The sequence below is a fragment of the Curtobacterium sp. TXMA1 genome (genome assembly GCF_020162095.1).
Taxonomy (GTDB): domain Bacteria; phylum Actinomycetota; class Actinomycetes; order Actinomycetales; family Microbacteriaceae; genus Curtobacterium.
The window spans coordinates 1923527-1947871 of record NZ_CP083910.1 but is presented as its reverse complement, the minus strand read 5'-3'; the positions used below and the strand labels follow the sequence as shown (position 1 = coordinate 1947871).

The 24345-nt window shown below is 70.7% G+C and carries 26 protein-coding genes; 11 read left to right on the top strand and 15 right to left on the bottom strand.

Features of this window, described 5'->3' with window-relative positions:
- Nucleotides 1-46 precede the first annotated feature (46 nt).
- The 4 genes from LCG91_RS09215 to LCG91_RS09200 all read left to right on the top strand — a co-directional run bounded on the left by LCG91_RS09215 (nt 47) and on the right by LCG91_RS09200 (nt 4350).
- Entirely contained in the window at nt 47-1033 is a 987-nt protein-coding gene (locus tag LCG91_RS09215) for a carbohydrate ABC transporter permease (protein WP_224441193.1), read from the top strand.
- Nucleotides 1030-1878 carry a carbohydrate ABC transporter permease gene (locus LCG91_RS09210; protein ID WP_224441192.1) on the top strand — a complete coding sequence of 283 codons (849 nt, stop codon included), beginning with the start codon at nt 1030-1032 and terminating at the stop codon, nt 1876-1878. The genes LCG91_RS09215 and LCG91_RS09210 overlap by 4 nt, the downstream gene beginning before the upstream one ends.
- Nucleotides 1875-2855 (top strand): alpha/beta hydrolase, encoded by a 981-nt coding sequence (locus LCG91_RS09205; RefSeq protein WP_224441191.1) that lies wholly within the window; start codon nt 1875-1877, stop codon nt 2853-2855. Before LCG91_RS09210 ends, LCG91_RS09205 begins: the two co-directional genes overlap by 4 nt.
- Nucleotides 2856-3178: 323 nt before the next feature.
- A protein-coding gene (locus LCG91_RS09200) for an IS3 family transposase (RefSeq protein ID WP_411955802.1) occupies nt 3179-4350 on the top strand; the annotation gives its coding sequence in 2 pieces (ribosomal slippage) (nt 3179-3470 and nt 3470-4350; 1173 coding nt in all).
- A 716-nt stretch (nt 4351-5066) separates the two neighbouring features.
- Here LCG91_RS09200 and LCG91_RS09195 read toward each other — a convergent pair.
- Nucleotides 5067-5339, bottom strand: a complete 273-nt coding sequence (locus LCG91_RS09195; protein WP_224441189.1) for a DUF4190 domain-containing protein — start codon at nt 5337-5339, stop codon at nt 5067-5069.
- Nucleotides 5340-5422: 83 nt separating this feature from the next.
- Between LCG91_RS09195 and LCG91_RS09190 the strand changes: the two genes are divergently transcribed.
- Nucleotides 5423-6007: a recombinase family protein gene (locus LCG91_RS09190; protein ID WP_224441188.1), complete on the top strand. Its 585-nt coding sequence runs from the start codon at nt 5423-5425 to the stop codon at nt 6005-6007.
- Between the two features lie 467 nt (nt 6008-6474).
- Nucleotides 6475-7245, top strand: coding sequence for a hypothetical protein (locus LCG91_RS09185; RefSeq protein ID WP_224441187.1), 771 nt, complete (start codon nt 6475-6477; stop codon nt 7243-7245).
- A gap of 176 nt (nt 7246-7421) precedes the next feature.
- Here the strand turns inward: LCG91_RS09185 and LCG91_RS09180 are convergent, their stop codons facing one another.
- The 5 genes from LCG91_RS09180 to LCG91_RS09160 form a co-directional block, all read right to left on the bottom strand.
- Nucleotides 7422-7955: a GNAT family N-acetyltransferase gene (locus LCG91_RS09180; RefSeq protein ID WP_224441186.1), complete on the bottom strand. Its 534-nt coding sequence runs from the start codon at nt 7953-7955 to the stop codon at nt 7422-7424.
- A gap of 245 nt (nt 7956-8200) precedes the next feature.
- Nucleotides 8201-8704 (bottom strand): ribonuclease E inhibitor RraB, encoded by a 504-nt coding sequence (locus LCG91_RS09175; protein WP_224441185.1) that lies wholly within the window; start codon nt 8702-8704, stop codon nt 8201-8203.
- Nucleotides 8673-8849, bottom strand: a complete 177-nt coding sequence (locus LCG91_RS09170; RefSeq protein WP_224441184.1) for a DUF695 domain-containing protein — start codon at nt 8847-8849, stop codon at nt 8673-8675. The genes LCG91_RS09175 and LCG91_RS09170 overlap by 32 nt, the downstream gene beginning before the upstream one ends.
- A 158-nt stretch (nt 8850-9007) precedes the next feature.
- On the bottom strand, nt 9008-9370 hold the full coding sequence (locus tag LCG91_RS09165; protein WP_224441183.1) for a GNAT family N-acetyltransferase: 363 nt from the start codon (nt 9368-9370) through the stop codon (nt 9008-9010).
- 90 nt (nt 9371-9460) lie between these two features.
- Complete coding sequence (locus tag LCG91_RS09160) at nt 9461-9982, bottom strand: DUF4265 domain-containing protein (RefSeq protein ID WP_224441182.1); 522 nt, start codon at nt 9980-9982, stop codon at nt 9461-9463.
- Nucleotides 9983-10416: 434 nt separating this feature from the next.
- On the opposite strand from LCG91_RS09160, the gene LCG91_RS09155 reads away from it, so the two are divergent.
- From LCG91_RS09155 to LCG91_RS09145, 3 genes are read left to right on the top strand one after another with little or no spacing between them, the layout of a single operon-like run.
- Nucleotides 10417-11010 (top strand): NAD(P)H-dependent oxidoreductase, encoded by a 594-nt coding sequence (locus LCG91_RS09155; RefSeq protein WP_224441181.1) that lies wholly within the window; start codon nt 10417-10419, stop codon nt 11008-11010.
- Nucleotides 11007-11708 carry an HAD family hydrolase gene (locus LCG91_RS09150; RefSeq protein ID WP_224441180.1) on the top strand — a complete coding sequence of 234 codons (702 nt, stop codon included), beginning with the start codon at nt 11007-11009 and terminating at the stop codon, nt 11706-11708. Before LCG91_RS09155 ends, LCG91_RS09150 begins: the two co-directional genes overlap by 4 nt.
- A gap of 20 nt (nt 11709-11728) precedes the next feature.
- A complete protein-coding gene (locus LCG91_RS09145) occupies nt 11729-12544 on the top strand; it encodes an ornithine carbamoyltransferase (RefSeq protein ID WP_224441179.1) in 816 nt (271 codons plus the stop codon).
- 8 nt (nt 12545-12552) lie between these two features.
- On the opposite strand, the gene LCG91_RS09140 is transcribed toward LCG91_RS09145, so the two are convergent.
- The 3 genes from LCG91_RS09140 to LCG91_RS09130 are packed head-to-tail and all read right to left on the bottom strand — an operon-like array spanning nt 12553 to nt 15570.
- Nucleotides 12553-13221 (bottom strand): response regulator, encoded by a 669-nt coding sequence (locus tag LCG91_RS09140; protein ID WP_224441178.1) that lies wholly within the window; start codon nt 13219-13221, stop codon nt 12553-12555.
- Complete coding sequence (locus LCG91_RS09135; RefSeq protein WP_224441177.1) at nt 13218-14600, bottom strand: sensor histidine kinase; 1383 nt, start codon at nt 14598-14600, stop codon at nt 13218-13220. The genes LCG91_RS09140 and LCG91_RS09135 overlap by 4 nt, the downstream gene beginning before the upstream one ends.
- The gene (locus tag LCG91_RS09130) at nt 14587-15570 is read right to left on the bottom strand and encodes a CPBP family intramembrane glutamic endopeptidase (RefSeq protein WP_224441176.1); all 984 of its coding nucleotides are present in this window, start codon (nt 15568-15570) and stop codon (nt 14587-14589) included. The genes LCG91_RS09135 and LCG91_RS09130 overlap by 14 nt, the downstream gene beginning before the upstream one ends.
- A gap of 121 nt (nt 15571-15691) precedes the next feature.
- Here LCG91_RS09130 and LCG91_RS09125 point away from each other — a divergent pair, with 121 nt between their 5' ends.
- Both LCG91_RS09125 and LCG91_RS09120 read left to right on the top strand, forming a co-directional pair.
- Nucleotides 15692-16606, top strand: a complete 915-nt coding sequence (locus tag LCG91_RS09125; protein WP_224441175.1) for an NmrA family NAD(P)-binding protein — start codon at nt 15692-15694, stop codon at nt 16604-16606.
- An 11-nt stretch (nt 16607-16617) separates the two neighbouring features.
- A complete protein-coding gene (locus LCG91_RS09120) occupies nt 16618-18057 on the top strand; it encodes an amidase (protein WP_058729852.1) in 1440 nt (479 codons plus the stop codon).
- Nucleotides 18058-18238: 181 nt separating this feature from the next.
- Here the strand turns inward: LCG91_RS09120 and LCG91_RS09115 are convergent, their stop codons facing one another.
- From LCG91_RS09115 to LCG91_RS09090, 6 genes are all read right to left on the bottom strand, one after another.
- Nucleotides 18239-19021 (bottom strand): ABC transporter ATP-binding protein, encoded by a 783-nt coding sequence (locus LCG91_RS09115; protein ID WP_224441174.1) that lies wholly within the window; start codon nt 19019-19021, stop codon nt 18239-18241.
- Nucleotides 19018-19830: an ABC transporter ATP-binding protein gene (locus tag LCG91_RS09110; RefSeq protein ID WP_058749179.1), complete on the bottom strand. Its 813-nt coding sequence runs from the start codon at nt 19828-19830 to the stop codon at nt 19018-19020. The genes LCG91_RS09115 and LCG91_RS09110 overlap by 4 nt, the downstream gene beginning before the upstream one ends.
- Complete coding sequence (locus tag LCG91_RS09105) at nt 19827-20750, bottom strand: ABC transporter permease (RefSeq protein ID WP_224441173.1); 924 nt, start codon at nt 20748-20750, stop codon at nt 19827-19829. The genes LCG91_RS09110 and LCG91_RS09105 overlap by 4 nt, the downstream gene beginning before the upstream one ends.
- Nucleotides 20747-21700 (bottom strand): ABC transporter permease, encoded by a 954-nt coding sequence (locus tag LCG91_RS09100; protein WP_137767499.1) that lies wholly within the window; start codon nt 21698-21700, stop codon nt 20747-20749. Before LCG91_RS09100 ends, LCG91_RS09105 begins: the two co-directional genes overlap by 4 nt.
- A 97-nt stretch (nt 21701-21797) precedes the next feature.
- Nucleotides 21798-23321, bottom strand: a complete 1524-nt coding sequence (locus tag LCG91_RS09095; RefSeq protein ID WP_058749181.1) for an ABC transporter substrate-binding protein — start codon at nt 23319-23321, stop codon at nt 21798-21800.
- 60 nt (nt 23322-23381) lie between these two features.
- Nucleotides 23382-24326, bottom strand: coding sequence for an alpha/beta fold hydrolase (locus tag LCG91_RS09090; RefSeq protein ID WP_058749182.1), 945 nt, complete (start codon nt 24324-24326; stop codon nt 23382-23384).
- Nucleotides 24327-24345 lie beyond the last annotated feature (19 nt).

Below are 24345 nucleotides of genomic sequence, written 5' to 3'. Positions count from 1 at the left end.
GTTCGACGCCCCCACCCCCGGTCACCCCGCAGAACCAGGAGTCCTCGTGACCAGCACGACCACCCCGCCGCCGGCCGCGCCGGCCGCACCGATCGCCGAACGGCGTCGCCGGGCGCCCCGGCAGCTCCGTCGGCAGCGCAGCGACCTCGTCGCGGGGCCGCTCATGGCCCTGCCCGCGATGGCCGGCATCGTCCTCTTCATCGCCGTCCCGTTCGTCGCGGCCATCGGGCTGTCGTTCTTCAACGTGCAGCTCGGCTCGCCGCGCCCGCCGACCTTCGTAGGCTTCAGCCAGTACGTCCGGCTGTTCACAGACCCGGTCGAGGCGCCGCAGTTCCTCCGCGCGCTCGGGAACAACCTGTTCTTCGCGGTGGTCGTCATCCCGCTGCAGACCGGCCTGGCGCTCGTCTTCGCGGTCCTGCTCAACCAGCAGCTCAAGGGCATCCGGTTCTTCCGCACGTTCTTCTTCATGCCGGTCGTCTTCCCGATGGCCCTCGTCGCCGTGATCTGGCGCGTGATCCTCGACCGGAGCGGCAGCGGTCTGCTCAACAGCGCGGTCGAGACCGTCACCGGGGGAGCGGTCGGCCCGCACGACTGGCTCGGCTCCGGCGCCACCGCGATGCTGTCCGTCATCGCGCTGTCGATCTGGCAGGGCGTCGGGTTCCAGATGGTCATCATCCTGGCCGCGCTGCAGGAGATCCCCGAGGAGCGCTACGAGGCGGCGCGGCTGGACCGGGCGAACCGGTTCCAGCAGTTCGTGCACATCACCGTGCCGGGCGTCCGCAACACCCTGATCTTCGTGGTGCTGCTCACCACCATCTTCGCCTTCCGCGTCTACGACCAGGTGTACATCCTGATCACCACCGCCGGGGGCAACGAGAACGCCCTCCGCACCGTCCTGTACCAGGCCACGAACGCGATCATCACCGAGAACAGCGTCGGCCGCGCCACCGCGATCTCCGTCGTGCTCTTCGTGATCATCGTCGTCGTCGCGCTGGTGCAGCGCGCGGTGCTCCGTCAGAGGAGTGAGAGTTGACCACCATCCGCCCCCGCCGTGTGGCGTCCAAGGCCGGGTCGTACGCGATCCTCATTGTGCTGTCGGCGCTCATGTTCGCGCCCGTCTACTACCTGCTGCTCGGTAGCTTCAAGCCGAGCGGCGAGGTGCTCGACGGCTTCACCGGCTTCCTGCCGATCCACCTGTCGCTCGACAACTACCGCGGGGTCTTCCAGGCACTCGACTCGGACGCCACGGGGTACTTCTGGCAGTTCATGACGAATTCGGTACTCATCTCGCTCGTGGTCGTCGTCGGCGGACTCGTCGTCAACGCCATGGCCGGCTACTCGTTCGCGCGGCTGCAGTGGAAGGGCAAGAACCTGGTGTTCCTGCTCGTCGTGCTGCTCGTCATCGTGCCGTTCGAGTCCGTCGCGGTCCCGCTGCTGTACCTGCTCAACGGGCAGCGGGACACCCTGGTGGTGCAGATGATCCCGTTCATCGCGAACGCCTTCTCAATTTTCCTGTTCTACACGTTCTTCCTCAACCTGCCGAAGAGCGTCGAGGAGGCCGCACGGCTTGATGGCCTCGGCGCCTTCGGCACGTTCGTGCGGGTGGTCGTCCCCAACGCCCGTCCGGTGTTCGCGACCGTCGCGATCCTGACGTTCCTGAGCTCCTGGGGGTCGTACCTCTGGCCATCGATCGTGACATCGGACCCGACCGCTCGCCCACTGCCACTGGAGATCAGTGTGTTCTCCGGGCAAGAGCCGGTCGACTGGGGACAGACGTTCGCGTTCGGGACCCTGCTCGTGTTGCCCGTTCTGATCGTCTTCCTCGCGTTCCAGCGGTACTTCATCCAGAGCGTCGCGGGATCGGCCGTCAAGGGATGACGCTCGACCCGCAGGTCCGCGAACTCCTCGCGCGCCTGGCGGACGAGGGCGGAGCTGACGGTGCCGGTGGCCCCGCCACCGTCGCCGGCCAGCGGGCGCAGGCCGCCCGGTTCGCGGCCCTCGCAGGGCCGACGGTCCAGGTCGGCCGGATCGATGACCGGACCCTACCGACCGCACAGGGCCCGCAGCCGGTCCGGGTATACACCCCGCCGGAGCCGGACCAGGTCCCCGACCCGAACAGGGACCAGGACCGCGCACTGCCCGTCACCGTGTTCCTGCACGGTGGCGGGTGGGTGCTCGGCGACCTCGATAGCCAGGACCACCTCGCCCGCGTCGTGTGCGCACGGGCGCGCTGCTTGGTGGTGTCCGTCGACTACCGTCTCGCACCCGAGCATCCCTTCCCCGCAGCGGTCGACGATGCGGAGGCCGTGACCGCCTGGGTCCTCGACCACGCTGGGGAGCTCGGTGGAGACCCTGACCGGGTGGCGCTGTTCGGGGAGAGCGCGGGAGGAAACCTCGCCGCGGTCGTCGCGCAGACCATCCGAGATCGCGGAGGGCCGCAGCCCGTGCTCCAGGTCCTCGTGCATCCGGTGACCGATCATGCCGACGACAGTCCATCGATGGCCGAGTTTGCCGACGGTCCGGTCCTAACCGCGGCGCAGATGGAATGGTTCTGGGACACCTACCTCGGTGCCGATGGCGACGGGTCCGACCCGAGGGCCTCCCCATTGCGGGCACCCGACGTACGCGGCGTCGCGCCGGCACTGGTGGTCTCAGCAGCGGTGGACCCGCTGCTCGGCCAAGGGAGCCGCTATGTTGAAGCGCTTCGCGCTGCCGCAGTCGACGTCGACCACGTCATTGTTGCCGGGGTTCCGCACGCTTTCCTGTCGTTCACTGGGCATGTAGACAGCTCGCGTTCAGTGCTCAACGGCATAGCCGACGCTTTTGCGGCAGCATTCAACCGTCGATACCCGTGACGTCGAATGCGATCGAGCAACAGTGGCTGGCACAGCCAGTAACGTCGACGTTGCTGCGGTTCACATCACCGGCGACGATGTCGTCTACGCTCCGGAAGTGTTCATTGAGTCAGGGTCCGGCCGAAGCGATGGGCTGGCCCGAACACCGCTCCGCGCACCAATTGAGAGTTCGACGATGCTCCTCGGTCGTGCACACCCTCGCACTAAAAACGTCAAACGCATTGTTTGCGCGTACGCCCCATCATCATCCGTCCCAAGCAGACGGGACTGCTGCAGGTTCGGTTGACTCCTGACAGGGAGGGCCGTTGGCTCCTGCTGGAAGGATGTGCGCCGTGGTGAAGGCGTATCCGGAAGAGTTCCGCCGTGACGTGATCGCGGTCGCCCGGAAGGGCGAGGCTTCGGTGCGGCAGGTCGCGAAGGACTTCGGGGTGTCAGAGTCTTGTCTGGCCCGCTGGCTGCGCCTCGCGGACCGTGACGACGGCATCAATGTCGCAGCGTCGCCGTCGGCGAAAGCCGTTGAGCAAGCCGAGCTGCGGGAGGCGCAGAAACGGATTCGTCTGCTTGAGCAGGAGAACGAGATCCTCCGTCGGGCGGCCGCGTACTTCGCCCGGTCGCATCTCCCGAAATGATCTACCCGCTGGTCCTCGAACTCGCCGCAGACCGGATTCCCGTCGGGGTGGCCTGCCGGGTGTTGGGTTTCTCGGAGCAGGCGTTCTATCGGTGGCGCGCCGACCCGGTCTCTCAGCGGGACTGGGAGGATGCGCATCTGACCAATGCCGCGGTCGACGCGCACCGCGACGACCCGACGTTCGGCTATCGGTTCATCGCCGACGACCTTCATGCAGCCGGCCATACGACGTCCGAGCGGCGGGTATGGCGGTTGTGCTCGCAGCAGCGGCTGTGGTCGCTGCATGCGAAGAAGCGCGGCCTGCACCGCAAGGCGGGACCACCAGTGCACGACGACCGGGTCCGACGGGCGTTCACGGCGCCGGATCTGGACCGGTTGTGGTTGACGGACATCACGGAGCATCCGATCGGTGAGGGCAAGCTCTACCTCTGCGCGGTTAAGGACGCGTGCTCACGGCGCATCGTCGGGTACTCGATCGGTGACCGGATGCGGTCCTCACTTGCGGTCGCGGCCTTGCAGATGGCAGTGCATCGCCGGAACCCGGCCGGGACGGTTGTGCACTCGGATCGAGGGAGTCAGTTCCGGTCGAAGAAGTTCGTCCGGGCGCTCGATGACGCCGGCCTGCTCGGATCGATGGGCCGCGTCGGTGCGTGCGCGGACAACGCGGCGATGGAATCGTTCTTCGCACTCCTCCAGAAGAACGTCCTGAACCGGCGACGATGGGCCACCCGGGAAGAGCTCCGGCTGGCGATCATCACCTGGATCGAGGGCACGTACCACCGGAGACGCCGTCAACGTGGTCTCGGGAAGTTGACCCCGATCGAGTACGAGACGATCATCAACCCACGGGTCGCACTCGCGGCCTAGACGAATGAGTCAACTCAACCTGCAGCAGTCCCGGAGAACAGCCGCACGCGAGACGGCAGCCCCTGGATTCAGTCAAGATAACGGTCGGGCAGTCGACCTGTCACCGAAATCGCTAGCGTGTGACAGGTCGGGTCAGGAACACCGCCACCATCGGCGTACTGGTCGGCTGCGTCGTGCTCCTGGCCGCCGTCGCTGCCGTCGCCTGGGCAGCAGGCGCTTTCCGGTGTTGGACGAGCGACCGTTCACCGCTGCATCGACCGCCAAGCTCACCCCGACCACTGACTGGCCGATTCGCTCTCGGACACACGAGTCCGAGAGCGGATCGGCCATCGGAGTGAGGCCAACTACGCCTCACTCGCATCAAGTCGATCTGGTTGGGTGGAGTCCATGTGGATCCCCGGACTCATCGCTGGGCCGGCAATCGTTTCGGTAGCGGTCGCCACGTTCGTGCGTCCGGCGCCGATCGCGCAGTACTTCGTTGACACACAGCGGAGCAGCCGCGGTCCGCAGAGTGCCATGACTCCGGGGCTGGTCCGTGTGCTCGCTGTAGGGCTGGCGATGATCGGCATCGTCTGGGTACTCCTATCCATCTTCGGTCACCCCGAGTGACTGGAGAGTCGCAGGCGCGACCGAATCGAGTCCGGTAGGCGATCGGTTACCGGACTGGTCCTGGCGGCGCAGCCGCACACACCCAGGTGACCGCGCGGGGTCGAGGATCAGCAAGGGTAGGTGCAACCCTGCTGATCGATGATCGAGAAGAAGATGGCGACCGCCACGCCGACGAAGGCGATGGCGAGGATGCTTCCGATCACGATGGCCGCCATCGCGAGCTTTCGACCGCGCTGACCCGTCTTCGTGATCTGGTGAAGCGCCACAGCACCGAGAACGACCCCCACTATGCCCGTGACGAAGGCCAGAACGAATGCGAGGACCGCAAGCTCGTTGAAAGGCGCTTGCTCGCTTGAGTCTGGCACTGCTGTCGACGTCACCGCTCGAACCTATCGGCCTGTTCCCGATCAGCAATGGGAAGTGAGACGACGCAAGCCCGACGCAGCAAGCCGATCCTCTCGCCATGAATGATCTCCTCATCGGGTACGCCCGCGTCTCAACCTACGAACAAGACCTCACCGCCCAGCGCGTCGCGCTCGAACGGCTTGGAGTTCTTCCGACCAACATCCACACCGACCACGGCTTGACCGGCACAAATCGTTCACGACCCGGTCTCCGCGAAGCGCTCGCTTCCTGCCGTGATGGAGACACGCTGGTTATTGCGAAGCTGGACCGGTTGGCCAGGAGCCTCCGCGATGCGAAGGACATCGTCGACGAACTCACCGCGAAGAACGTGAAGCTCAACATCGGGGGCTCAGTTCACGATCCAAACGACCCCGTGGGCCGGCTGCTGTTCAACGTTCTCGCAATGGTGGCTGAGTTCGAATCAGACCTGATTCGAACCCGAACGCGCGAGGGTATGCAGATCGCCAAGGCCAAGGGGCACCTCCGCGGCCGACAGCCCAAGCTCAGCGCCGCTCAGCAACGACATCTCCTCGAGGTACACGAAGCCGGCACGCACTCGGTCGCCGAGCTCGCCGAACTGTTCGGAATCGGACGAGCAACCGTCTACCGATGCATCGGCCGCCAAGCTCACCCCGACCGCTGACCAGGCCGATCCGCTCTCGGGCCAACGCGTCCGAGAGCGGATCGCTCTCCGGGACTTGTGCTTGAGAGGATGACAGCGTGCGCACCGCTCCTTGGCCCGCTCAGAGCGGGGCCCTCCTCCTCCGCGACCCCGGCCCGAGGACGCAGACCAGCTCGTCGCGCTGCGCAACAACCCGGTCGTCGACCGGTTCATGCTCCGTACTCGCGTCGACCCGGACGCTCACGCCCGAGAGTGGGCGAGCATCGGCTATCAAGACGGCTGGAGCTCGACAGCGGCCCCGCGAAGACTCTGGAAAGGGCGCGTCTCGTGGGAGCAGCTCCGGTCGGTGTGGTCCTTGTGGCAGGCCTCCGGGCCGTGATCCTGCTCGCGACGGTGCCCAGAATCATCGCGGGAAGAGAACTCAAAGGTTTGGGGATCTTCCATTGCCTGCGAGCGCGATGCGGCTGGTCAGGTGGTCAGGTCCGGATGTGAGCGAACAGCTGTCGGTTCCCGAACTCGCGGCACGGATCGGTGCTGACCCGAAGCAGATGCGCGGTTGGATGCGTCGCCAGGGCTGGCGGCACCCAAGCCAGAGCGGACAGTCGTGGAGCCTCACTTGCGAGCAGATCGCGATCCTGACAGCCCGATTCTCGGAGAGCACTGACGCATCCACCACAGAGCCGATCCTGCGGACGGAGAGAGAACCAGCATCGTCGGCGGGGACAGAAGACCTCGGTGGCATGGACGGCGAGGAAGAGACGCCGCTCGCCCGCCTGAGCGTCGGGGAGTTACTCGGCACGTACACGAGTGTCCTCGCCGAGCTTCGCACTCGGCACCTCATTCGAACGAACAACGCACCCATCGGGGACCTCGCCGAGTACTGCGCCGCGATCGTCTGCGACGGGCTGCTCGCGCCGAACTCGGAGAAGTCCTACGACCTCACCGCTGCCGATGGGCGCAAGGTGCAGGTGAAGGTGCGACTGGTTCGGCCCGGCGCGGCAAGCGGCGCCGTCTTCTCGCCGATCCGATCGTTCGACTTCGACGTTTGCGCCTTCCTCGTCGTTGATGACGAGACTGGGGGAGTCGTTGCGGCCCGGGAAAGGACGCCGGATGAAGTGCGCGGGCACGGGTCCTTCAAGAAGCACACCAACGGCACGGTCGTCACCGTGTCCCAGGTGCGCTCGTCGAAGGCCCGCGGACTCGACCGGACCGCAGACTTCGACGCAGCCTGGCGCGACTTGCTCAGCCAGACCCGGTGAGCGCTGAGTCTGGGGCAGCCGCGGGCCACGAGATGCGATGATCCCGGGGTTCGTCCATGTGCTTGCAGGAGAGCTCGCGATGATCGGCATCCTCTGGACGCTCTTGTCGATCTTCGGTCATCCCGAGCGACTGAAGAATCGCAGGCGCGACCAAGCGCGGTCGGGTCGCCGTTCGCCTAACGGGCGAGCGCGTCGGGCAAGGTGACGGCGAACTTGAACCCGACGTGGGAGTCGATGAAGCCGAGTCGACGGTAGAAGCGATGCGCGTCGGTACGCGCAGCGTCAGAAGTCAGCTGCACCAGCGGAGTCCTGAGTTCGACCGCGGCCTGCTCGACAATCCATCGCATCAAGGCCGTTCCGACGCCGGAAGACCGCTCTGCGCTGGCGACGCGTACTGCCTCGACCAGCAGTCGGGCACTGCCTCGTCGAGCCATCCCCGGGATGGTCGTCAGCTGCAGCGTGCCGATGACGGCTGTGTGATCGTCTTCCACGACGAGTACATCATTGCTCGGGTCGTCGATGATGCGTTGCAGCGCTTCCGCGTAGGCCACCTCGTCCGCAGTGCTCGCTACGTCGCCGCGCCCGGCGCTGATCGGGTCGTCCGACAGGAGCCGGACGATCGAATGCAAATCCGCGGCTGTGGCCCGTCGGAGCAGCAGCTCGTCGTCACGGGAGGTGATGGTGACGGGAAGGTTCAATCCAGAGATCACACCGCATTGTCGCTGACGTTCGAGGGTCAGGAGGTAGACCGCCGATGTACGGGCCGGGTAGGGGTGAAGGGTGCAAGGCGGCCCGCTCGGCGAAGAGTCGAGCCACCTGCGTCTCGATGCCGGACTGGCCGGATGCCGATCGTTCGGCGGGGAAAAACGCCCGCCGAAGTCCGTACTCCCTGTCGTTGAGCCGCAACGACGACGAGTACCCGCGCGATCCGGGCTGGCTCGGATCTCGACGCTGGTCAGCGCCCGACCGCACAACCCCATCCGTCGTACACACCATCGTTCGGCTCGATGGCCTCGAGGATCTCAGCGGTGAAAGCGTCGGGGCGGCCGCCGTCGCAGCGCTCCTTCCGGTGGAAGCGCAACGCCCAGGAGCCAGACTCGTCGGATCCTTCGAGTTCGTCGATCCTGAACCCTCGGCGCCGCAGTGTCCGCGCCGCCTCCTCGGCGGACACCGCTGCGCGGAAGAGCGCGACGTGGTCGATGACGCGGCGTCTCTTCAACCGGTCACCCATCCCTCGGAGTTCTGCCTGGAGAGCCCGATTGGTCATCGTGTGCTCGTGGAAGGCGCTCGGGTAGTGCTGTCTGTAGAGCTCCCACTCCGGGTCAGATCGGAACTTCGGTTCGACGGTGTACCCGGGTACGGACAGGAACGGCCGCAGTTGTTCGAACAGCGCAGGGCCGGCTTCACCCTCGAGTTGGAAGATGAAGTCAGTCGCGCCGCGGGAGATCTGCCGCCCCAAGTATCGGTACGTGGAGGAGCATGACGGTGGGGTGCGATGCGACCGGCGCGTGCTCGAGCGCCGCCATGTCGACGACCACCGATGCGGGCCAGCCGTCGTCCACGGCGATGTAGAAATCGAACTGCTGCGTCCACGGCGCTCCCACGCCGTGAGGCTACTGCGTGGAACGCCGAGGCGCATCGCTCACGAGACTCCGTCCAGATCGAGGCTGCCCCGCTTCGTCTCCCCATGCGCCGTCATCGGCATGACGTTCCGTCTCAACGCGGCCACTCGCACAGGTCGCGTCGCCCCGTCGGGGATCGACTAGTGGATACGCATCATCAACTTGGACGGATCAGCGAGGGGTGCGAAGCCGTACTGCGCGTAGAGCCCGTGCGCATCCCCTGTCGACAAGAGTGTGCGCTTCAGGTCGAGAGGTTCAAGGTCCTCGATCACGGCAGCGAGGAGCATCTTGCCCAAGCCTCGCCCACGAACTTCCGGCGCTACGAAGACGTCACAGAGCCACGCGAAGGTCACGCCGTCGGTCACCACGCGGGCACAAGTGAGCCGAACACCGGTGTCCTCGTCGTAGACGCCGTAGTTCCGCGACCCGTCGATGGCGGCGTCCTGCGTCTCACGGGAACGTCCCCGCGCCCAGTACGACTGCTGACTCAGCCAGGCATGCACCCGCGTTCGATCCACGCGCGCCGTGTGGGCAGAGGTGCCGTACCGCTCAGTCCTGTCTTCACCGTAGTGACCTGTTCGCTCGCCGATCAGCTATTGGACGGGGTTGGTATGGGTGCTGTCTTCCCAGATCAGCGCTGTCGTCTGCTCCTCGTGGACGAGCAGGTCGCGGATCAGCGGTGCGTTCTCGACTGGGCAGGACAGGGCGATGAGGTTCGTCGAGATCGCGTCGACGAGGCAGCCGCGCTGCCCGTAGCGTCCGGCGATCGACTGCCATGCCGCGGCGAGGTCCGGGTCTTCGCCGAGCCAGAGTCGGAAGGTGGCCTGGTTGCCGCGCTGACTGACGTTCGTTGCCACGATCGATCCTTCCGCGGATCTGACGGTGGCCACTGTGTCGTCGAAGTTCACCCCGTACACCCACGCGGGTACTGCACGGATCTGCACCAGGTCCGGCCCGATCGTCTCCGCGTGCAACGCTTCCCAGAGCACATCACCGGAGTCGGAGGGAACCGCGAACCAGACCTCAGTGTCTGCGTCGGATGCCGATTGTGTCGGCACGAGCGAGGATCCCGCCCATTCGGCCGTCCGACTGGGGTGCTGCCGGTACTCACTCACGGCGGCAATCTATCCCTCGCTCCGCAACCCACCGCTCTCGGCTTCGGTCAGAGAGGCGTCGAGACAGAACGCCACCACGGGGTCGATCCCCAGCGACACTGCGTGACGCAGCACTCCACCGAGCGCCCACGTCGCCACACCTCGCCCCCGCGCGGACGGGCGAAGTCCGGTCCGATGTGACCGAGGCGCCGCACGCGCTCGTCATGAGCAGCACGGAGCGCGTCACCACCGAGGACTTCCCCGTCTTCGACGATCCGCCACAGCTCGGTCGGGCCCCGCTCGATCCGGGCCACCCCGTCTCGGTGACCGAGCGGCAGCAGAGTCAGGAACGATGGTTCCTGAGCAGCTGGACCGTCCGGTCCGACTCGCGGAGCCGGACGCTGTCCAGAACGCAGTGCCGGTTTCCGCGCACCTGCTGCTGGCAGGATCGAGCCGTGTCGACGCTGATCGTGACCGCCCACCCGGACCCCGCTTCGCTGACGCTCGCCGTCGCCCACCGTCTGCAGGCGGCGCTCGCCGCCGACGCGGGACCGGTGACGGTCGCGGACCTCGCCGCCGAGGGCTTCGACCCGCGGTACACCGCCGCCGACCGGCAGACCTACCGGACGGGGACCGACCCCGCACCGGACGTCGCGGCGGAGCAGGCGCGTCTCGACGGGGCCGAGCACCTCGTGCTGGTGTTCCCGGTGTGGTGGTGGTCGCTCCCGGCGCTCCTCAAGGGCTGGCTCGACCGGGTGTTCGTGAACGGGTGGGCGTTCGGCGTCGGGGAGGACGGCCGCATCGACCGCCGACTCGGGCGGCTCACCGTGCACCTCGTGCCGATCGCCGGCGACGACGCCGGGGTGTACGAGCGGCACGGGTACGAGCACGCACTGCGGACGCAGCTCGAGCACGGCGTGGTGGACTTCTGCGGCGCGGTCCGCGGCGCGACGGCGTTCGTCCACGAGTCCGAGCACGAGGACCCTGCAGTCCGCGAGCGGGCGGTCGCGGCCGCGGTCGAGCGGGTCGTCGCCGCGGTGCGGGGATGACCTCTCCCGTCCGTGCCGTGGTCTTCGACCTGGACGGCACCCTGTTCGATCACGCCGGAGCGTCGGCGCGGGCCGTGGACGACTTCCTCCGAAGCGTCGGTGTCGCTGCGACTCCGACCCTGCACGCCGCCTGGGCCGAGGCGGAAGCGCGACACTTCGAGCGGTGGCGGCAGGGGGAGGTCAGCTTGGCCGAGCAGCGTCGGGCCAGGCTCACCGAGGTCCTGTCCCTTGCCGGGATCCACCCGCCGCGTGACTCGGACGAGCTCGACGTGCTGTTCGGTCGGTACCTCGCGGCGTACCGCGCCGCCTGGTCGCCGTTCCCCGGGAGCGCGTCGCTCGTCCGCGAGGTCGCTGATCTCGGGATGGCGGTCGGTGTCCTGACCGACGGGACCGAGGAGCAGCAGCACGACAAGCTCGCGGTCACCGGGCTCGGCGACCTCGTCGACGTGGTGTGCACGTCCGAGCGCATCGGGGTGGCGAAGCCGGACCGGCGCGCCTTCCAGCGGGTGGCCGCCGAGCTCGGTGTCCCCGTCACCGCATGCCTCTTCGTCGGCGACGACCCGCAACGCGACGTCGCCGGTGCACGCGCTGCCGGGATGCACGCGGTCCTGGTCGACCCGGCTCGCGACGGCGATGCCGTGGTCCGGACCCGCGTGCTGTCTGCCCTCGGCGGGGAGTCGGAGACGGGTCCGCGGTGACGCACCCCTAGCGTGGCGGGGTGCGCCACCTCCTGCGACTCGACGACTGGACCACCGACGACGCCGAGGCGGTGTTCGGACTCGCCCGTGCGTACGAGCAGGGGTCCGGGCCTCTGCTGGACGGGGCCGCAGCGATGTTCTTCCCCCCGACGAGCCTGCGGACCAGGACTTCCTTCGAGCGCGGCGCGGCGCTCGCCGGGCTGCAGCCGATCGTGTTCCCGCCGGAGTCGCTCGACAAGGACGAGGCGCACGACGATGTCGCCCGGTACCTGGCGGACTTCGTCGACGTGCTCGTGGTCCGCCACCCCGACCTGTCCGTCCTCGAGGCGCTCGCCGGTGCGGACGCCGTCCCGGTCGTGAACGCGATGACGAGCGAGAACCACCCGTGCGAGGTGCTCGCGGACCTCTGGACCCTCACGCGCGGGCACGAAGTAGGCTCGCTGCGGGTGCGGTTCGTCGGTGCCGACGGCAACATCGCCCGAGCGTGGGCGGAGGCCTCGCGGCTGTTCGGCTTCGACCTGGTCCAGTGCTGTCCCGATGGGCTCGCGGCGCCCGACGTGCGGTGGACGGACGACCTGACGGGAGCGATGGCGGACGCGGACGTCGTCGTGACCGACGGGCCCGGTCGGCACGCCGCTGCGCTCGCGCCCTACCGGGTGACCGCGGACGTCCTGGCGCTCGCCCTTGCCGGTGTCCGCTTCGCCCCGTGCCCGCCGTTCGTCCGCGGGCGCGAGGTGAGCGCCGATGCGCTCGCGAGCCCGGCCTTCGTGGGGCACGACGCGAAGCGAGCGCTGCTGCCGGTGCAGCAGGCGGTCCTCGCGCACTGCCTCGCCTGAGGCCGTAGCTACCCCTCGGGGACCGCCACGACGCGGTTCTGGTACGCCCAGACCACGGCCTGCAGGCGCGACCGCACCCCGAGCTTCGGCAGCATCCGCGCCAGGTGCGACTTCACCGTGGAGACCTCGACGACGAGCGCAGCGGCGATCTCCTCGTTCGACATGCCCTGCGCCAGGAGCAGCAGCACGTCCCGTTCCCGGGCGGTCAGCACCTCTGACGCGCGGTCACCAGTCACCGGCTGCAGGCTCCGCCGCGACACGAACTCCCGCAGCACCCGCCGCGTCAGGCTCTGGTCGATCGTGCCGTTCCCCGCCGCGACCTGGCGCACGGCGTCGACGATCACGTCCGGTTCGGCGTCCTTGAGCAGGAACCCGGACGCGCCGGCCTCGAGCGCCCCGAACACCAGGTCGTCGAGGTCGAACGTCGTCAGCACCAGCACGGGGACCGCGGGGTCGGCGTCCGGCGCACAGAGCTCCCGTGCGACCTCGATGCCGTTCCGGACCGGCATCCGGATGTCGAGGACCGCGACGTCGGGCCGGGTGCTCCGCGCCAGCGCGAGCGCCTCGCCGCCGTCAGCAGCGACCGCCACGACGTCGACGTCCGGTTCGGCGGCCAGCAACGCGGAGACCCCGGCTCGCACGAGCGGCTGGTCGTCCGCCACCAGCACCCGGATCACGGGGCCACCTCCGCAGCCTGCCGACCCAGGCCGAGCGTGACGGACCAGCCACCGTCGGCCGTCGGACCGGTCTGGAGGCGCGCCCCCACCAGCTCCGCCCGCTCACGCATGCCACGCAGTCCGTTCCCACCCGCTGCCGGGCTCCCCAGGACCGGGTCGCCTGCGCCGGCCCTCGCCGAGGGGTCCCGCGGCGCGGTGTTCTCCACGTGCAGTTCCAGGTGGTCGGCGGCGCGGTCGTCGATCGTCACCGTGACGACGGCGCCCGCAGCGTGCAGGGCGGCGTTCGCCAGGGCCTCCTGCGCGGTCCGGTAGGCGGCGAGCTGCGCCAGGGGTCCGATGCCGTCCGCGAGCGGGTGCTCGCCGGGCAGGACCTGCAGGCGCACGTCGGACCGGTACCGGGCGCGCTCGACCAGGTCGACGATCCCCGCGACGGTCTCCACGGCGCGTTCGGCGGGGGCGTCGTCGCGGAGCAGCCCGACCAGGCGCCGGAGGTCCTCGAGCACGGCGGTGCTCTGCTCCCGGACCTGCCGGACGCCCTCGTGCGCGGCCACCGGGTCGGTGTCGATCTGCCGGTCGATGACGGCCGACATGAGCGCGATCCCGGACAGGTGGTGCGCGGCGATGTCGTGCAGCTCCCGGGCCATCGCCGCCCGCTCGCGGGACACGGCGGCGTCGACGCGGGCGTCCTGCTCCCGGACGACGGCGGAGGCCTCGGCTGTTCGGGCCACGAGCTCGGCGTCGCGTGCGGCGCGGACCTCGCGGCGGGACCGCACCACGAGGGTGACCACGAGGGGGATCCCGACAGCGCCGACCGCCTGCGTGATGCCCTGCGCGGTGCCGTCCGCCAACCCTCGTGCGACCTGCCCGCCGCGGAACGCCCCGTTCGCCACCGCCCAGTGCCATCCGGTACCGAGCGCGACCAGTCCCGCGGTGAGGACCACGCACGGCCACGCCCGCACCAGGGGGACCCGGAGGGCGACGAGGACGACCGCTACGACGACGGGGAGTGCGCTGAGGCCGAAGAGGTCGAGGACCTGCGGTGGCAGCACCGCGACGACGACCGGCAGCGCTGCGGCGACGACGGGGACTGTCCGTGGTGCCCGTCGTGCCGCCAGGAGCGTCGCGGACTGGGCCAGGAGGACGAGCGCGAACAGGATCCACGCGGGACTGCCGACCGCGGGGGCGACGAGGGCGCGGCCCAGCGTGTCCGGGTCGACGGCGTCGAGGTACGGCAGGCCGAGCAGCAGCCCCAGCGAGACCACCGCGGTCGCGACGGCGACCAGGACGTCGGTGCGGCGCGTGCGGCGGTCGCCGTCGACCTCCCGTGCGGGACGAGGGTCGGCGGCGACGCGAGCCGCACTCGCATCAGCGGGTGCCATCGTCCGATCCTACGAGGCGGGCGGCAGCCGGTGCGGGGAGGCGATCCGTGCCTCCCGGCCGACGGTCGTACCCGAGCCGACCCCGGGTCGCGACCAGCAGGACGGCCGCGGCCACGGTCGAGACGATCGCGAGCCCGTGCATCATCGTGCCCGCCGTCATCCCCGGGTACATGTCCGCCCACAGGGTCGAGATCGTGTTGTTCACCCCGACGTGCAGCAGCAGTGCGATCGGCAGGCTCTCACCCGTGCGGTTGAACACCCAGGTCATCACGACGTTGAACGTGATCGTGAACAGGGCGAACACCAGCGGCTCCGACCAGTGCGCCTCGGGCCACCCACCCCAGTCGGACAGGTACAGCGGCATGTGCCACAGCGCCCAGAGCGGGCCGAGCACCGCCGCCGCCCCGAGGGGGCCGTAGCGCTCCTGCAGTCGGGGGAGTGCGAAGTCGCGCCAACCGGGCTCCTCCGACAGCCCCGTGGTGAACAGCTGCACCACGAGCCCCGGCACGAGCGCCAGCAGGGCGAGCGTGCTCGGTGCCTGGACCTGACCGCCGGAGAACGGCAACCCGGTCACGACCACCAGCGCGGGCACACCGACCAGGGCGAGCGCGTACCAGTACCAGGACACCCGCCAGCGCCAGAGCCGTCCGACCCAGCGGCGCAGGCCCGGTCGCCCGTCCGCCAGCGCGGTGACGATGAACGCGCCGCCGAGCGGACCGAGGAGCGCCCCGGGCAGGATGCCCGTGAACTGAGCGGTGCCGAGGAACTCGGGGAAGTGCAGGTCCCAGACGCCCAGGCCGTGCGGGCTCAGGACGTACGGGATCCACGCGAGCCAGCTCAGGCCGAGCGCGAGGGTCGCGAAGGATGCGAGGGGGTGCCGGGACACCACGCCCCGGACCCCCGTCGCACGGGGTGCAGCGGTGCCGGCAGCGGTGTGGTCGCCGGGCCGGACGTCGGTCGTGTTCGTCATGACACCGACGCTAGGAACGATGGCGCCCAGGGACGACCGGCGGAGGGACGCACCACGGGGAGTTCCCCCGAAGGATGCAAGGGCCGGACCGGACCGACCAGCCGTGCGTAGCGTCGGGGGCATGACCAGCAGCACCGTCCTCGTCGCCGGCGCCACGGGGGACCTCGGCTCCCGCGTCGTCCGCGCGCTCCTCGACGCCGACCCGGGCGTCCGGGTGCGCGCCCTCACCCGTGCCGCCACCGGCCCCGCAGCGGATCGCCTCACCGCGCTGTCCGACCGGGTGTCCGTCGTCACGGCCGACTACGACGACCACGACGGACTCGTCACGGCGCTCGCCGGGAGCGACGTCGTCGTCTCCGTGCTGAGCGGCACGAGGTCCGTGATCGTCGACGCCCAGACCGCCCTGCTCCGAGCCACGGTCGCCGCCGGGGTGCCCCGCCTCGTCCCCTCCGACTACTCGGCCGACTACCGGGCGATCACCCCGGGCACCAACCGGAACTTCGAGCTCCGCCGCGAGTTCGCCGCCACGCTCGACGCCGCACCGGTCCGCGCCACCTCGGTGCTGAACGGTGCCTTCACCGACATGCTCACCGGCCAGGCCCCGATGATCTTGTTCGACCGCCGGAGGGTCCTGTACTGGTCGTCCCCCGACCAGGTGCTCGACTTCACCACGAAGGACGACACCGCCTGGGTCACCGCGCGCGTGGCCCTCGACCCGGACGCCCCGCGCGTCGTCGAGATCGCCGGGGACCGGGTGACAGCGCGGAGCGTCGCCGACACCCTGTCACGGCTGACCGGCACCCGCTTCCACACCCAGTGGGCCGGGACCGCGGGGACCCTCTCCGCGATGGCCCGCATCGGGCGACGGCTCTCGTCGGCCGACGACACCGAGCCGTTCCCCGCCTGGCAGGGGATGCAGTACTTCGTCAGCATGTTCAGCGGCGAGGCCGAACTCCACCACGTCGCGAACGACCGCTACGGGCCGCACGACTGGACGACGGTCGACGACGTGCTCGCCGCGCACCTGCGGGCCTAGGCTCGGGGACCGTGTTCGAACTCCACCACCTCTCGGCGCAGGAACTCTGGGACTGGATCCGACGGGGGGACACGACCGCGCTCGAGGTGACCGAGCACTACCTCGCCCGCATCGAGCGGCTCGACCCCGCACTCGGCGCGTTCGTCACCGTCACCGCCGACGCCGCACGGGAACGCGCGTCCGCCCTCGGGTCGCTCGTCCCGACCTCCCGGCCGCTGTGGGGACTCCCGACCGCCGACAAGGACCTGTACGACCGCGCCGGGGTCCCCACCCGCCACGGCTCGACCGCGCTGCCGGTAACGTCAGCGACCGTCGACCACCCGCTGGTGGCAGCGCTCGCCGCAGCCGGCACCGTGAGCCTGGGCAAGACGTCCTCGCCCGAGTTCGGCATGTCGTCGTCCTCGGAGACCCGGATCGGCACGACCCGGAACCCGTACGACACGACGCGCGCGCCCGGCGGGTCGTCGAGCGGCACCGCCGTGGCCGTCGCCGCCGGACTCGTGCCGGCGGCGGTCGGGACGGACGGGGGCGGGTCCGTGCGGATCCCAGCCGCGGCCACGGGTCTGGTCGGACTGAAGCCGAGCCGGGGCCGCGTGCCGTCGATGCCAGGACGGTCGGGCGTCGGCGGGCTGGGCGTCGCCGGGCCGATCACCCGCAACGTCGCCGACGCCGGGATGCTCCTCGACGCCCTGGTCGCACCGACCGGGTTGCCGGAACCGTCGCCGTACGCGCTCGTCACGCCCGAGGTCGGCGAGGGACCCTTCACCGCGGCGGCCGTGCGGGGCGAGGGACGGTTCGTCGTCGGGTTGCTCGACGGGTCGCCCTGGGACGAGGCGGTCGACGTCGTGGTCGACCCTGCCGCCCGGGCCGCCGTCGAGACCGCTGTGCGGGTGCTCGGCGAGGTCGGGCACGGGGTCGAGGACCTCGCGATGCCCCGGCTGCCCTACGCCGACGCGTTCCGGGTGGCGTGGGAGTCGAGCGCCGCCGGGCTGCCCCGCGTGCCCGGCATCGACCTGTCTGCGCTCACCCCGCTCGTGGCGTGGTTGGTCTCACGCGCCGAGCACCTGACGGCGACCCGGGTGCTCGATGCGATGACGACGCTCGACGCCTTCTCGGTCGGGCTCATCCGGGCCTTCGACCGCTTCGACGCCGTGCTCACCCCGACCCTGGCGCTGACGCCGCGGCCGCTCGGCTGGTACGGCGACGACCCCGAGGAGGACTTCCGGCGGCAGTGCGCGTACTCGCCCTGGACCTCGATGGCGAACGTGTCGGGGTTGCCCGCGATCACGCTGCCGGTCGGGGTCACCGAGGACGGGCACCCCGACGGCGCGGGCCTGCCGATGGGCGTGCAGCTGATCGGGCGTCCGGGTGGGGAGCGTGTGCTGCTCGCGATCGGGGCGCAGCTCGAGCGACGGCTGCGGTGGCAGCGGCGGCACCCGGCGGTGTGGTGACGCGGGGCTGAGGCCGCGCGGGTCTGACGCCGCGCGCGTGGCTCGCGACTGCGACAAGACACGCGTCGATCGACCGGTGTGACGTCGCTCGATGCGCACGCACCGGATGCAGGCGCATCGGACGACACCGCACGCGTCGATCGACGGGTGCGATGTCGCGGACGGCGCGCAGCCCCGGGCGCTACGGCAGCGTCGGCGCCGCCGCCACCAGCGCGCGCGTCACCGGGTGCCGCGGATCGTCGAGCAGCGACACCGGCCCCTGCTCCACGATCCGCCCCTCGGAGAGCACCGCGACGGTGTCGCACAGCCGCTGCACCACGCCGATGTCGTGCGACACCAGCACGAGCGTCAACCCGAGGTCGTCGGCGAGCGAGCGGAACAGGTCGATCACGCGGGCACGGACCACCACGTCGAGCGCGCTCATCGGCTCGTCCCCGAACAGGATCCGCGGCGCGTGCACGACCGCGCGGGCGATCGCGATGCGCTGCCGCTGCCCGCCGGAGAACTCGTGCGGGTACCGGTCGGCGGCGTCCGCGGGCAGGTCGACGCGCTCCAGCACCGAGGCCACGAGCACCCGGTGATCGCCGGGGACCTGCAGTGCACGGAGCGGCTCGGCGACGATCGTCCCGACGCGCATCCTCGGGTCGAGGGACGCGTACGGGTCCTGGAACACCACCCCGGTCTCGCGACGGAACCAGCGCATCGCACGTGCCGATGCCGACGCGACCACGGGACGACCGCCGGCCGACACGGTGCCGGCGGTGGGGGCCTCCAGGCCGGCGAGCAGCCGCACCAGCGTCGACTTGCCGGAGCCGGACTCGCCGACGATCCCGAGCCGCGCTCCGGAGGCGACCGTCAGGTCGACCCCGTCGACGGCGGTCCGCACCGGGCCGGGCTCGAAGGGTCCGCGGCGCGGGAGGCGGTAGGTGCGGTGGAGTCCGCTGGCGTGCAGCGCGTCGGTCATGCGGGGCCTCCGGTCCGGCGGGCGGTGGCACGCGCGGCGTCGACGAGGGCTGCCGTCGCCGGGTGCTGCGGGGCGTCGAGCAGCGCGCGCACGGACCCCTGTTCCACGACCCGGCCGTGGTCGAGCACGACGGCCGTGTCGGCGATCCGTGCGAGCACCGCGAGGTCGTGCGTCACGAAGAGCATCCCCGTGCCGCGCTCGGTCGAGAGCCGTTCGAAGAGCTCGAGGATGCGCGCCTCGGTCGTGACGTCGAGCGCGGTCGTCGGTTCGTCGGCGACGAGGTACGCGGGGGAGCCGGCCATCGCCATCGCGATGCAGATGCGCTGCCGCTGCCCGCCGGACAGCTGGTGCGGGTACTGCCGGAGCAGGGCTGCGGGATCGGGCAGTCCGACGGCGTCGGCCAGCGCGACCGCCGCGGTGGCGGCCGCACGGCGGTCCAGACCGCGGTGCAGTCGGAGCGGCTCCGCAACCTGCGCGCCGACGCGGCGGAGGGGGTCGAGGGCGGTCGCGGGCTCCTGGAACACCATCCCGATGCCCGAGCCGCGGTGCCGTGCGCGGTCGCGGTCCCGCAGGCCGACGAGCTCGGTACCGTCGAGGCGGATGCTCCCGCGCACCTCGGCGCCCGTCGGCTCGAGGCCCATCAGGGCGAGCGAGGTCATCGACTTGCCGGAGCCGGAGGCGCCGATCACGCCGACGCGGCGGCCGGGAGGCACGGTGAACGTCACGTCGTCGAGCACCGTCCGCCCCGCGATGCGTACCGTCAGGCCGGTCACCTCGAGTCCGTCGCGTCCGGTCCGATGGTCGCTCACGCCGTCACCCCCGGGGTCGTGGTCGTCGTCGTGCCGTCGGGCCCGCTCCCGTCCGCGGCCGCCCGGTCACCGGTGTCTCGGTCCCCGCTGGCTCGGTCGCCCGTGGTCAGGCGCGGGTCGGACGCGTCGCGCACGGCGTCGCCGAGCAGCGAGAGCGCGGCCACCACGAGGGCGATCGCGGCGCCCGGCCAGGTCGCACTCCACGGGTGCACGCCGATGTACGTCTGCAGGTCCGCGAGCAGGTTCCCCCACGACGCCGTGTCCGACCCGGCGCCGTAGCCCAGGTAGGACAGGCCGGCCTCGGCGAGGACCGCCGTCGCCATCGCGAGCGACAGCTGCACGGTGAACAGCGGTGCCGCGTTCGGCACCAGGTGACGGGTGAGCACGCCGAGCGGCCCGACGCCCGAGGCCCGGGCAGCGACGACGTAGTCGCTCCGGGCGATGCGACGGATCTCGCCGCGGGCGACGCGGGCGATCGTCACGCCGAAGGAGAGCCCGACGCTCACCACGACGATGCCCAGCGACCCGCCGAACACCGCCGTCAGGAGCATCGCGGTCAGCAGCGTGGGGAACGCGACGAGGATGTCGAGGAGCACGGCGGTGCCCTCGCGGACCCACCGTGCGGTCAGCGAGCCGACGGCGGTCAGGACGATGCCGACGACGCTCGCGACGACGCCGGACCCGACCGCGACGAGCACGGTCGTCCGGGTGCCGGCGAGCAGGTAGCTGGCGATGTCCCGGCCCGAGGCGTCGGTGCCGAACCAGTGCGCCGGGCTCGGTGCCGCCCACTGCCGGAACGGGTCGGCGCGGAACGGGTCCTGGGGCGTCCAGAGCAACGAGACCGCGGCGAGCACGACGAGGAGCGCGAGCACCACGACGGCGAAGCACCCGGTCGGTCGGGAGACGATGCGGCGGATCACTCGCCCACCTCCCGCTGCCGGGGGTCGAGCGCGCGGTGCACGACGTCGACCGCGAAGCCGACGACCAGCACCAGCCCCGTGAGCACGAGGAGCTCCGACTGCACCTTCGTGATGTCGCGTCGTCCGACGTCGGTGACGAGCATGCGCCCGACCCCGGGGAGCGAGAACAGTTGCTCGACGACGACCGCGCCCACCAGGAGGCCGGCGATCTGCACGCCGAGGACCGCCAGCACGGTGAGGGCCACCGACGGCAGGCCGTGCCGCAGGAGCGCGCGCGTCCGGGTGAGGCCGATCGCCGCCGCGGTGCGGACGTGGTCGGCGTCGAGCACGGCGAGGGTGGCGGAGCGGGTGAAGCGCAGGATCACGGCGCCCTCGACGGCACCGATCGTGAGCGCGGGGAGCACGAGCGACGAGAACGCCCGTCCGGGTTCGTCCCACCCGTCGAGCGGGAAGCCCTGCGTCGGCAGCCAGTGCAGCGTGACGGCGAACAGCGCGATGAGGAGCATGCCGGCCCAGACCACGGGGACCGCCGCGACCGCCTGGGCGACGAAGCCGATCACCGCGCCGCCGGCCCGGCGACGGAGCACCGCGGCGAGCACGCCGAGCGGGACACCGAGCACGAGGGCGGCCACCAGGGACATCCCCGCGAGCGGCAGCGTGACGGCGAGCTTCTGCGCGATCTCCGGTCCCACGGCGCCGTTGGTCACGAGCGACCGGCCGAGGTCACCGCGGAGCACGCCGCCGATCCAGTCGAGGTACTGCACGACGACGGGCCGGTCGAGGCCGAGCTGCTGCCGGAGCTGCTCGACCTGCGCCGGCGTCGACTGGGTGCCGGCGACGATCTGGGCGACGTCGCCGGGAAGCACGCGCAGCGTGGCGAACACGATGATGCTCGCCACGAGCAGGCCGACGACGAGCAGCAGCAGTCGCCCGACGAGGAACCGGGTCACGCGTCCGATGCTACGGGGGCGGCGGCGCGAGCCCGGACCGCAGCGCCGGGCGGCGCTCCGACCCGGGACGGGCCCGCGGCAGCCGCGCGGGCCGAGGTCACCGGACCGCCAGCCCGGCCAGGTCGAGGCGCGAGTTGCCTCCGTCGACGGGGAACCCGGTCACGCCCTTCCGCACGGCGGTGATCTCCGTCGCCGTGTACAGCCACTCGCCGGCGGCGTCCTCGCTGACGATCCTGGCGGCCTCGCGGAGCGCCTGCTCCTTCTCGGTCTGCGAGGTCGCGGCGATCGACTCGGCGTAGAGCCGCTGCACCTCGGGGTTGTCGTACCCGAAGTAGTAGTCCGGGTTCGCCCAGTTCCCGAAGTCACGTGCCTCGACGTGGTCCACCATCGAGAGCTGGAAGTCCTTCTTCGTGAACACCTGGTCGAGCCACGTGGCGAAGTCGACCCGCTCGACCTTCAGTGTGATGCCGACCTCGGCGAGCTGCGACTTCAGCACGTCGCCGATGGTCGCCGGGTACACGTTGGCGTAGGTCAGGGTCAGGTCGAGGTCGGACTGCCCGGCCTCGGCCAGGAGCTTCTTCGCGTTGTCGGGGTCGTACGCGTCGATCGACGTCAGGTCCTGGTACCCGGGGTCGAGCTCGGGGATGGGGCCGCCCTGCTCGACGCCGGTGCCACCGATGGCCTTGATGAGCGCCTTCGGGTCGATCGCCTGCCGGATGGCCTGCCGCACCCGCTTGTCCGTGAACGGCGCCTGGGCGTCGTTGAACGCGAGCGTGTACTTGTCGGTCGTCTTGCCGCGGTGCAGTGTGATGTCCTGGTTGCCCTGCAACTGGCTCGCGAGGGTGCCGTCGACGGGGTTGAGCACGTCGAGGTCGCCGTTCGCCATCGCGTTCACGGCCGTCGACGGGTCCGTGATGTACCGGAACACGATCTTCGCGACCTTCGGCTCGGTGCCCCAGTAGTCGTCGTTGCGGCTGAAGGTGAGCGAGTCGCCCTGCTTCCAGGACGACACCTCGTACGGGCCGGTGCCGTTGGCGCTGTCGGACAGGTCGTTCTTCGCGGCCTGCTCGAGCACGAGCCCGGCACGGCCGGTCAGGGAGAAGAGCAGGTCGGAGTCCGGCTGCGCGAGCTGCAGCTCGACGACGCGGTCCGACGGCGACGTGATCGACGTGACCCCTGCGAGCTTCGCCGAGTCGACGTACGACGCGTTGTCCTTGGCCTGCTGCAGCGACCAGACGACGTCGGCGGCGGTGACCGGCTTGCCGTCCTGGAAGGTGGTGCCCTCGCGCAGCGTGAACGTGTAGGTCTTCCCGTCCGCCGACACCTCGTGCCGCGACGCCAGCACGTCGCGGATCTCCCCGTCCGCGGTCCGTCCGACCAGGCCCTGGTACACGTTGTCGATGAGCACCTGGTCGAGTGCAGCGCCGGACTGCGTGCGGATGTCGAGGCTCGTGGGTTCGAGGACGAGGCCGACGCGCACGGTGGCGTCGTCGCCGCCGCGGTCGCTGCTGTCCGAACCGGAGCAGGCGGTGAGCGTCAGGGCCGAGGCGACGGCGACCGCGGTGGCGGCCAGTGCGACGCGCGCCGTGCGGCTGCCGCGTCGGGGGAGGAGCGGACTCATGGGTGTGGGTTCCTTCCGGGCGCGTGGGGGCGACGGTCGTCGCATCGCGCGGGGACGAGGTTACCGGCGATCAGCGCCGTGTGACGGTTGTTGGACCGGGTGCAACAACGTGTGACGCTCGCCCCATGCCCGGATGGCCGACGCCAGTTCGAGGGGTGCCTGGTTCTGCACCGCGTGCCGGGCGGTCACCGTGACGACCTCGGCGTCCGGCAGGCGCTCCGTGAAGCCCGCGTGCAGCTTCGGCGAGACGTAGCCACGGTCGCCCCGGACGAGCAGGAGCGGCACGTCCAGTGCCTCGAGGTCGGGCCACGCGTCGGCGAACCGACCGACCGAGGCCGTCCGACCCGCGGGCAGGTGCGGGAAGTGGTGTCGGCGGACGAGCCGGCCGTCCTCGCCGAGGCGGGTGGTGTGCCGGGCCTCGCGGAGGAGCACCGCCCGGTCGTCACCGACGCGGGCCTCGACGGCACGGTCGACGACCTCGTCGAGGGACGCGAACGGCGTCTCGTCCTCGAGCGCCCGGGCGATGCGGTCGACCGCGCGCTGCGCGAAGTCCGGGGACATGTCCACGAGCACCAGACCGGTGACGCGCTCCGGGGCCGTCGCGGCGAGCCGGGCGGCGAGGATGGCACCGAGCGAGTGTCCGACGACCACGCCCGGCCGGACCCCGAGGGCGTCGAGCGCGGCCAGCACCTGCGGGGCAGTCGTGCTCGCGCCGTAGTCGGCGTCGTCGCGCCAGGACGACCGGCCGTGCCCGGGCAGGTCGAGGGCGACCGCCGGTTCCCCGACCGCGATCGCCGTCTGGTCGAAGCTGTGCGCGTCGATGCCGAGCCCGTGCAGGTAGGTGATCCGTGCCTCCCGGCCGTCCGCCGTGTCCCACCGGATCGCCGCGGTCTCGCGTCCGTCGCCGGTGCGGACCACCTGCCGGGAGGCGCGCAGCGGCTCCGTCACGCCGCTCGCCGCGGCGAGGGCGGCGAGGTCCGAGAATTCGTCGTCGGGTTCGTGCACGGGTCCGATCCTCGCACCC

What these genes read in the sequence shown, in the direction of transcription:
- LCG91_RS09205 (WP_224441191.1), top strand. Translation starts at nt 1,875, where the DNA reads ATGACGCTCGACCCGCAGGTCCGCGAACTCCTCGCGCGCCTGGCGGAC.
- LCG91_RS09190 (WP_224441188.1), top strand. Translation starts at nt 5,423, where the DNA reads ATGAATGATCTCCTCATCGGGTACGCCCGCGTCTCAACCTACGAACAA.
- LCG91_RS09150 (WP_224441180.1), top strand. Translation starts at nt 11,007, where the DNA reads ATGACCTCTCCCGTCCGTGCCGTGGTCTTCGACCTGGACGGCACCCTG.
- LCG91_RS09135 (WP_224441177.1), bottom strand. Translation starts at nt 14,600, where the DNA reads ATGGCACCCGCTGATGCGAGTGCGGCTCGCGTCGCCGCCGACCCTCGT.
- LCG91_RS09130 (WP_224441176.1), bottom strand. Translation starts at nt 15,570, where the DNA reads ATGACGAACACGACCGACGTCCGGCCCGGCGACCACACCGCTGCCGGC.
- LCG91_RS09125 (WP_224441175.1), top strand. Translation starts at nt 15,692, where the DNA reads ATGACCAGCAGCACCGTCCTCGTCGCCGGCGCCACGGGGGACCTCGGC.
- LCG91_RS09115 (WP_224441174.1), bottom strand. Translation starts at nt 19,021, where the DNA reads ATGACCGACGCGCTGCACGCCAGCGGACTCCACCGCACCTACCGCCTC.
- LCG91_RS09095 (WP_058749181.1), bottom strand. Translation starts at nt 23,321, where the DNA reads ATGAGTCCGCTCCTCCCCCGACGCGGCAGCCGCACGGCGCGCGTCGCA.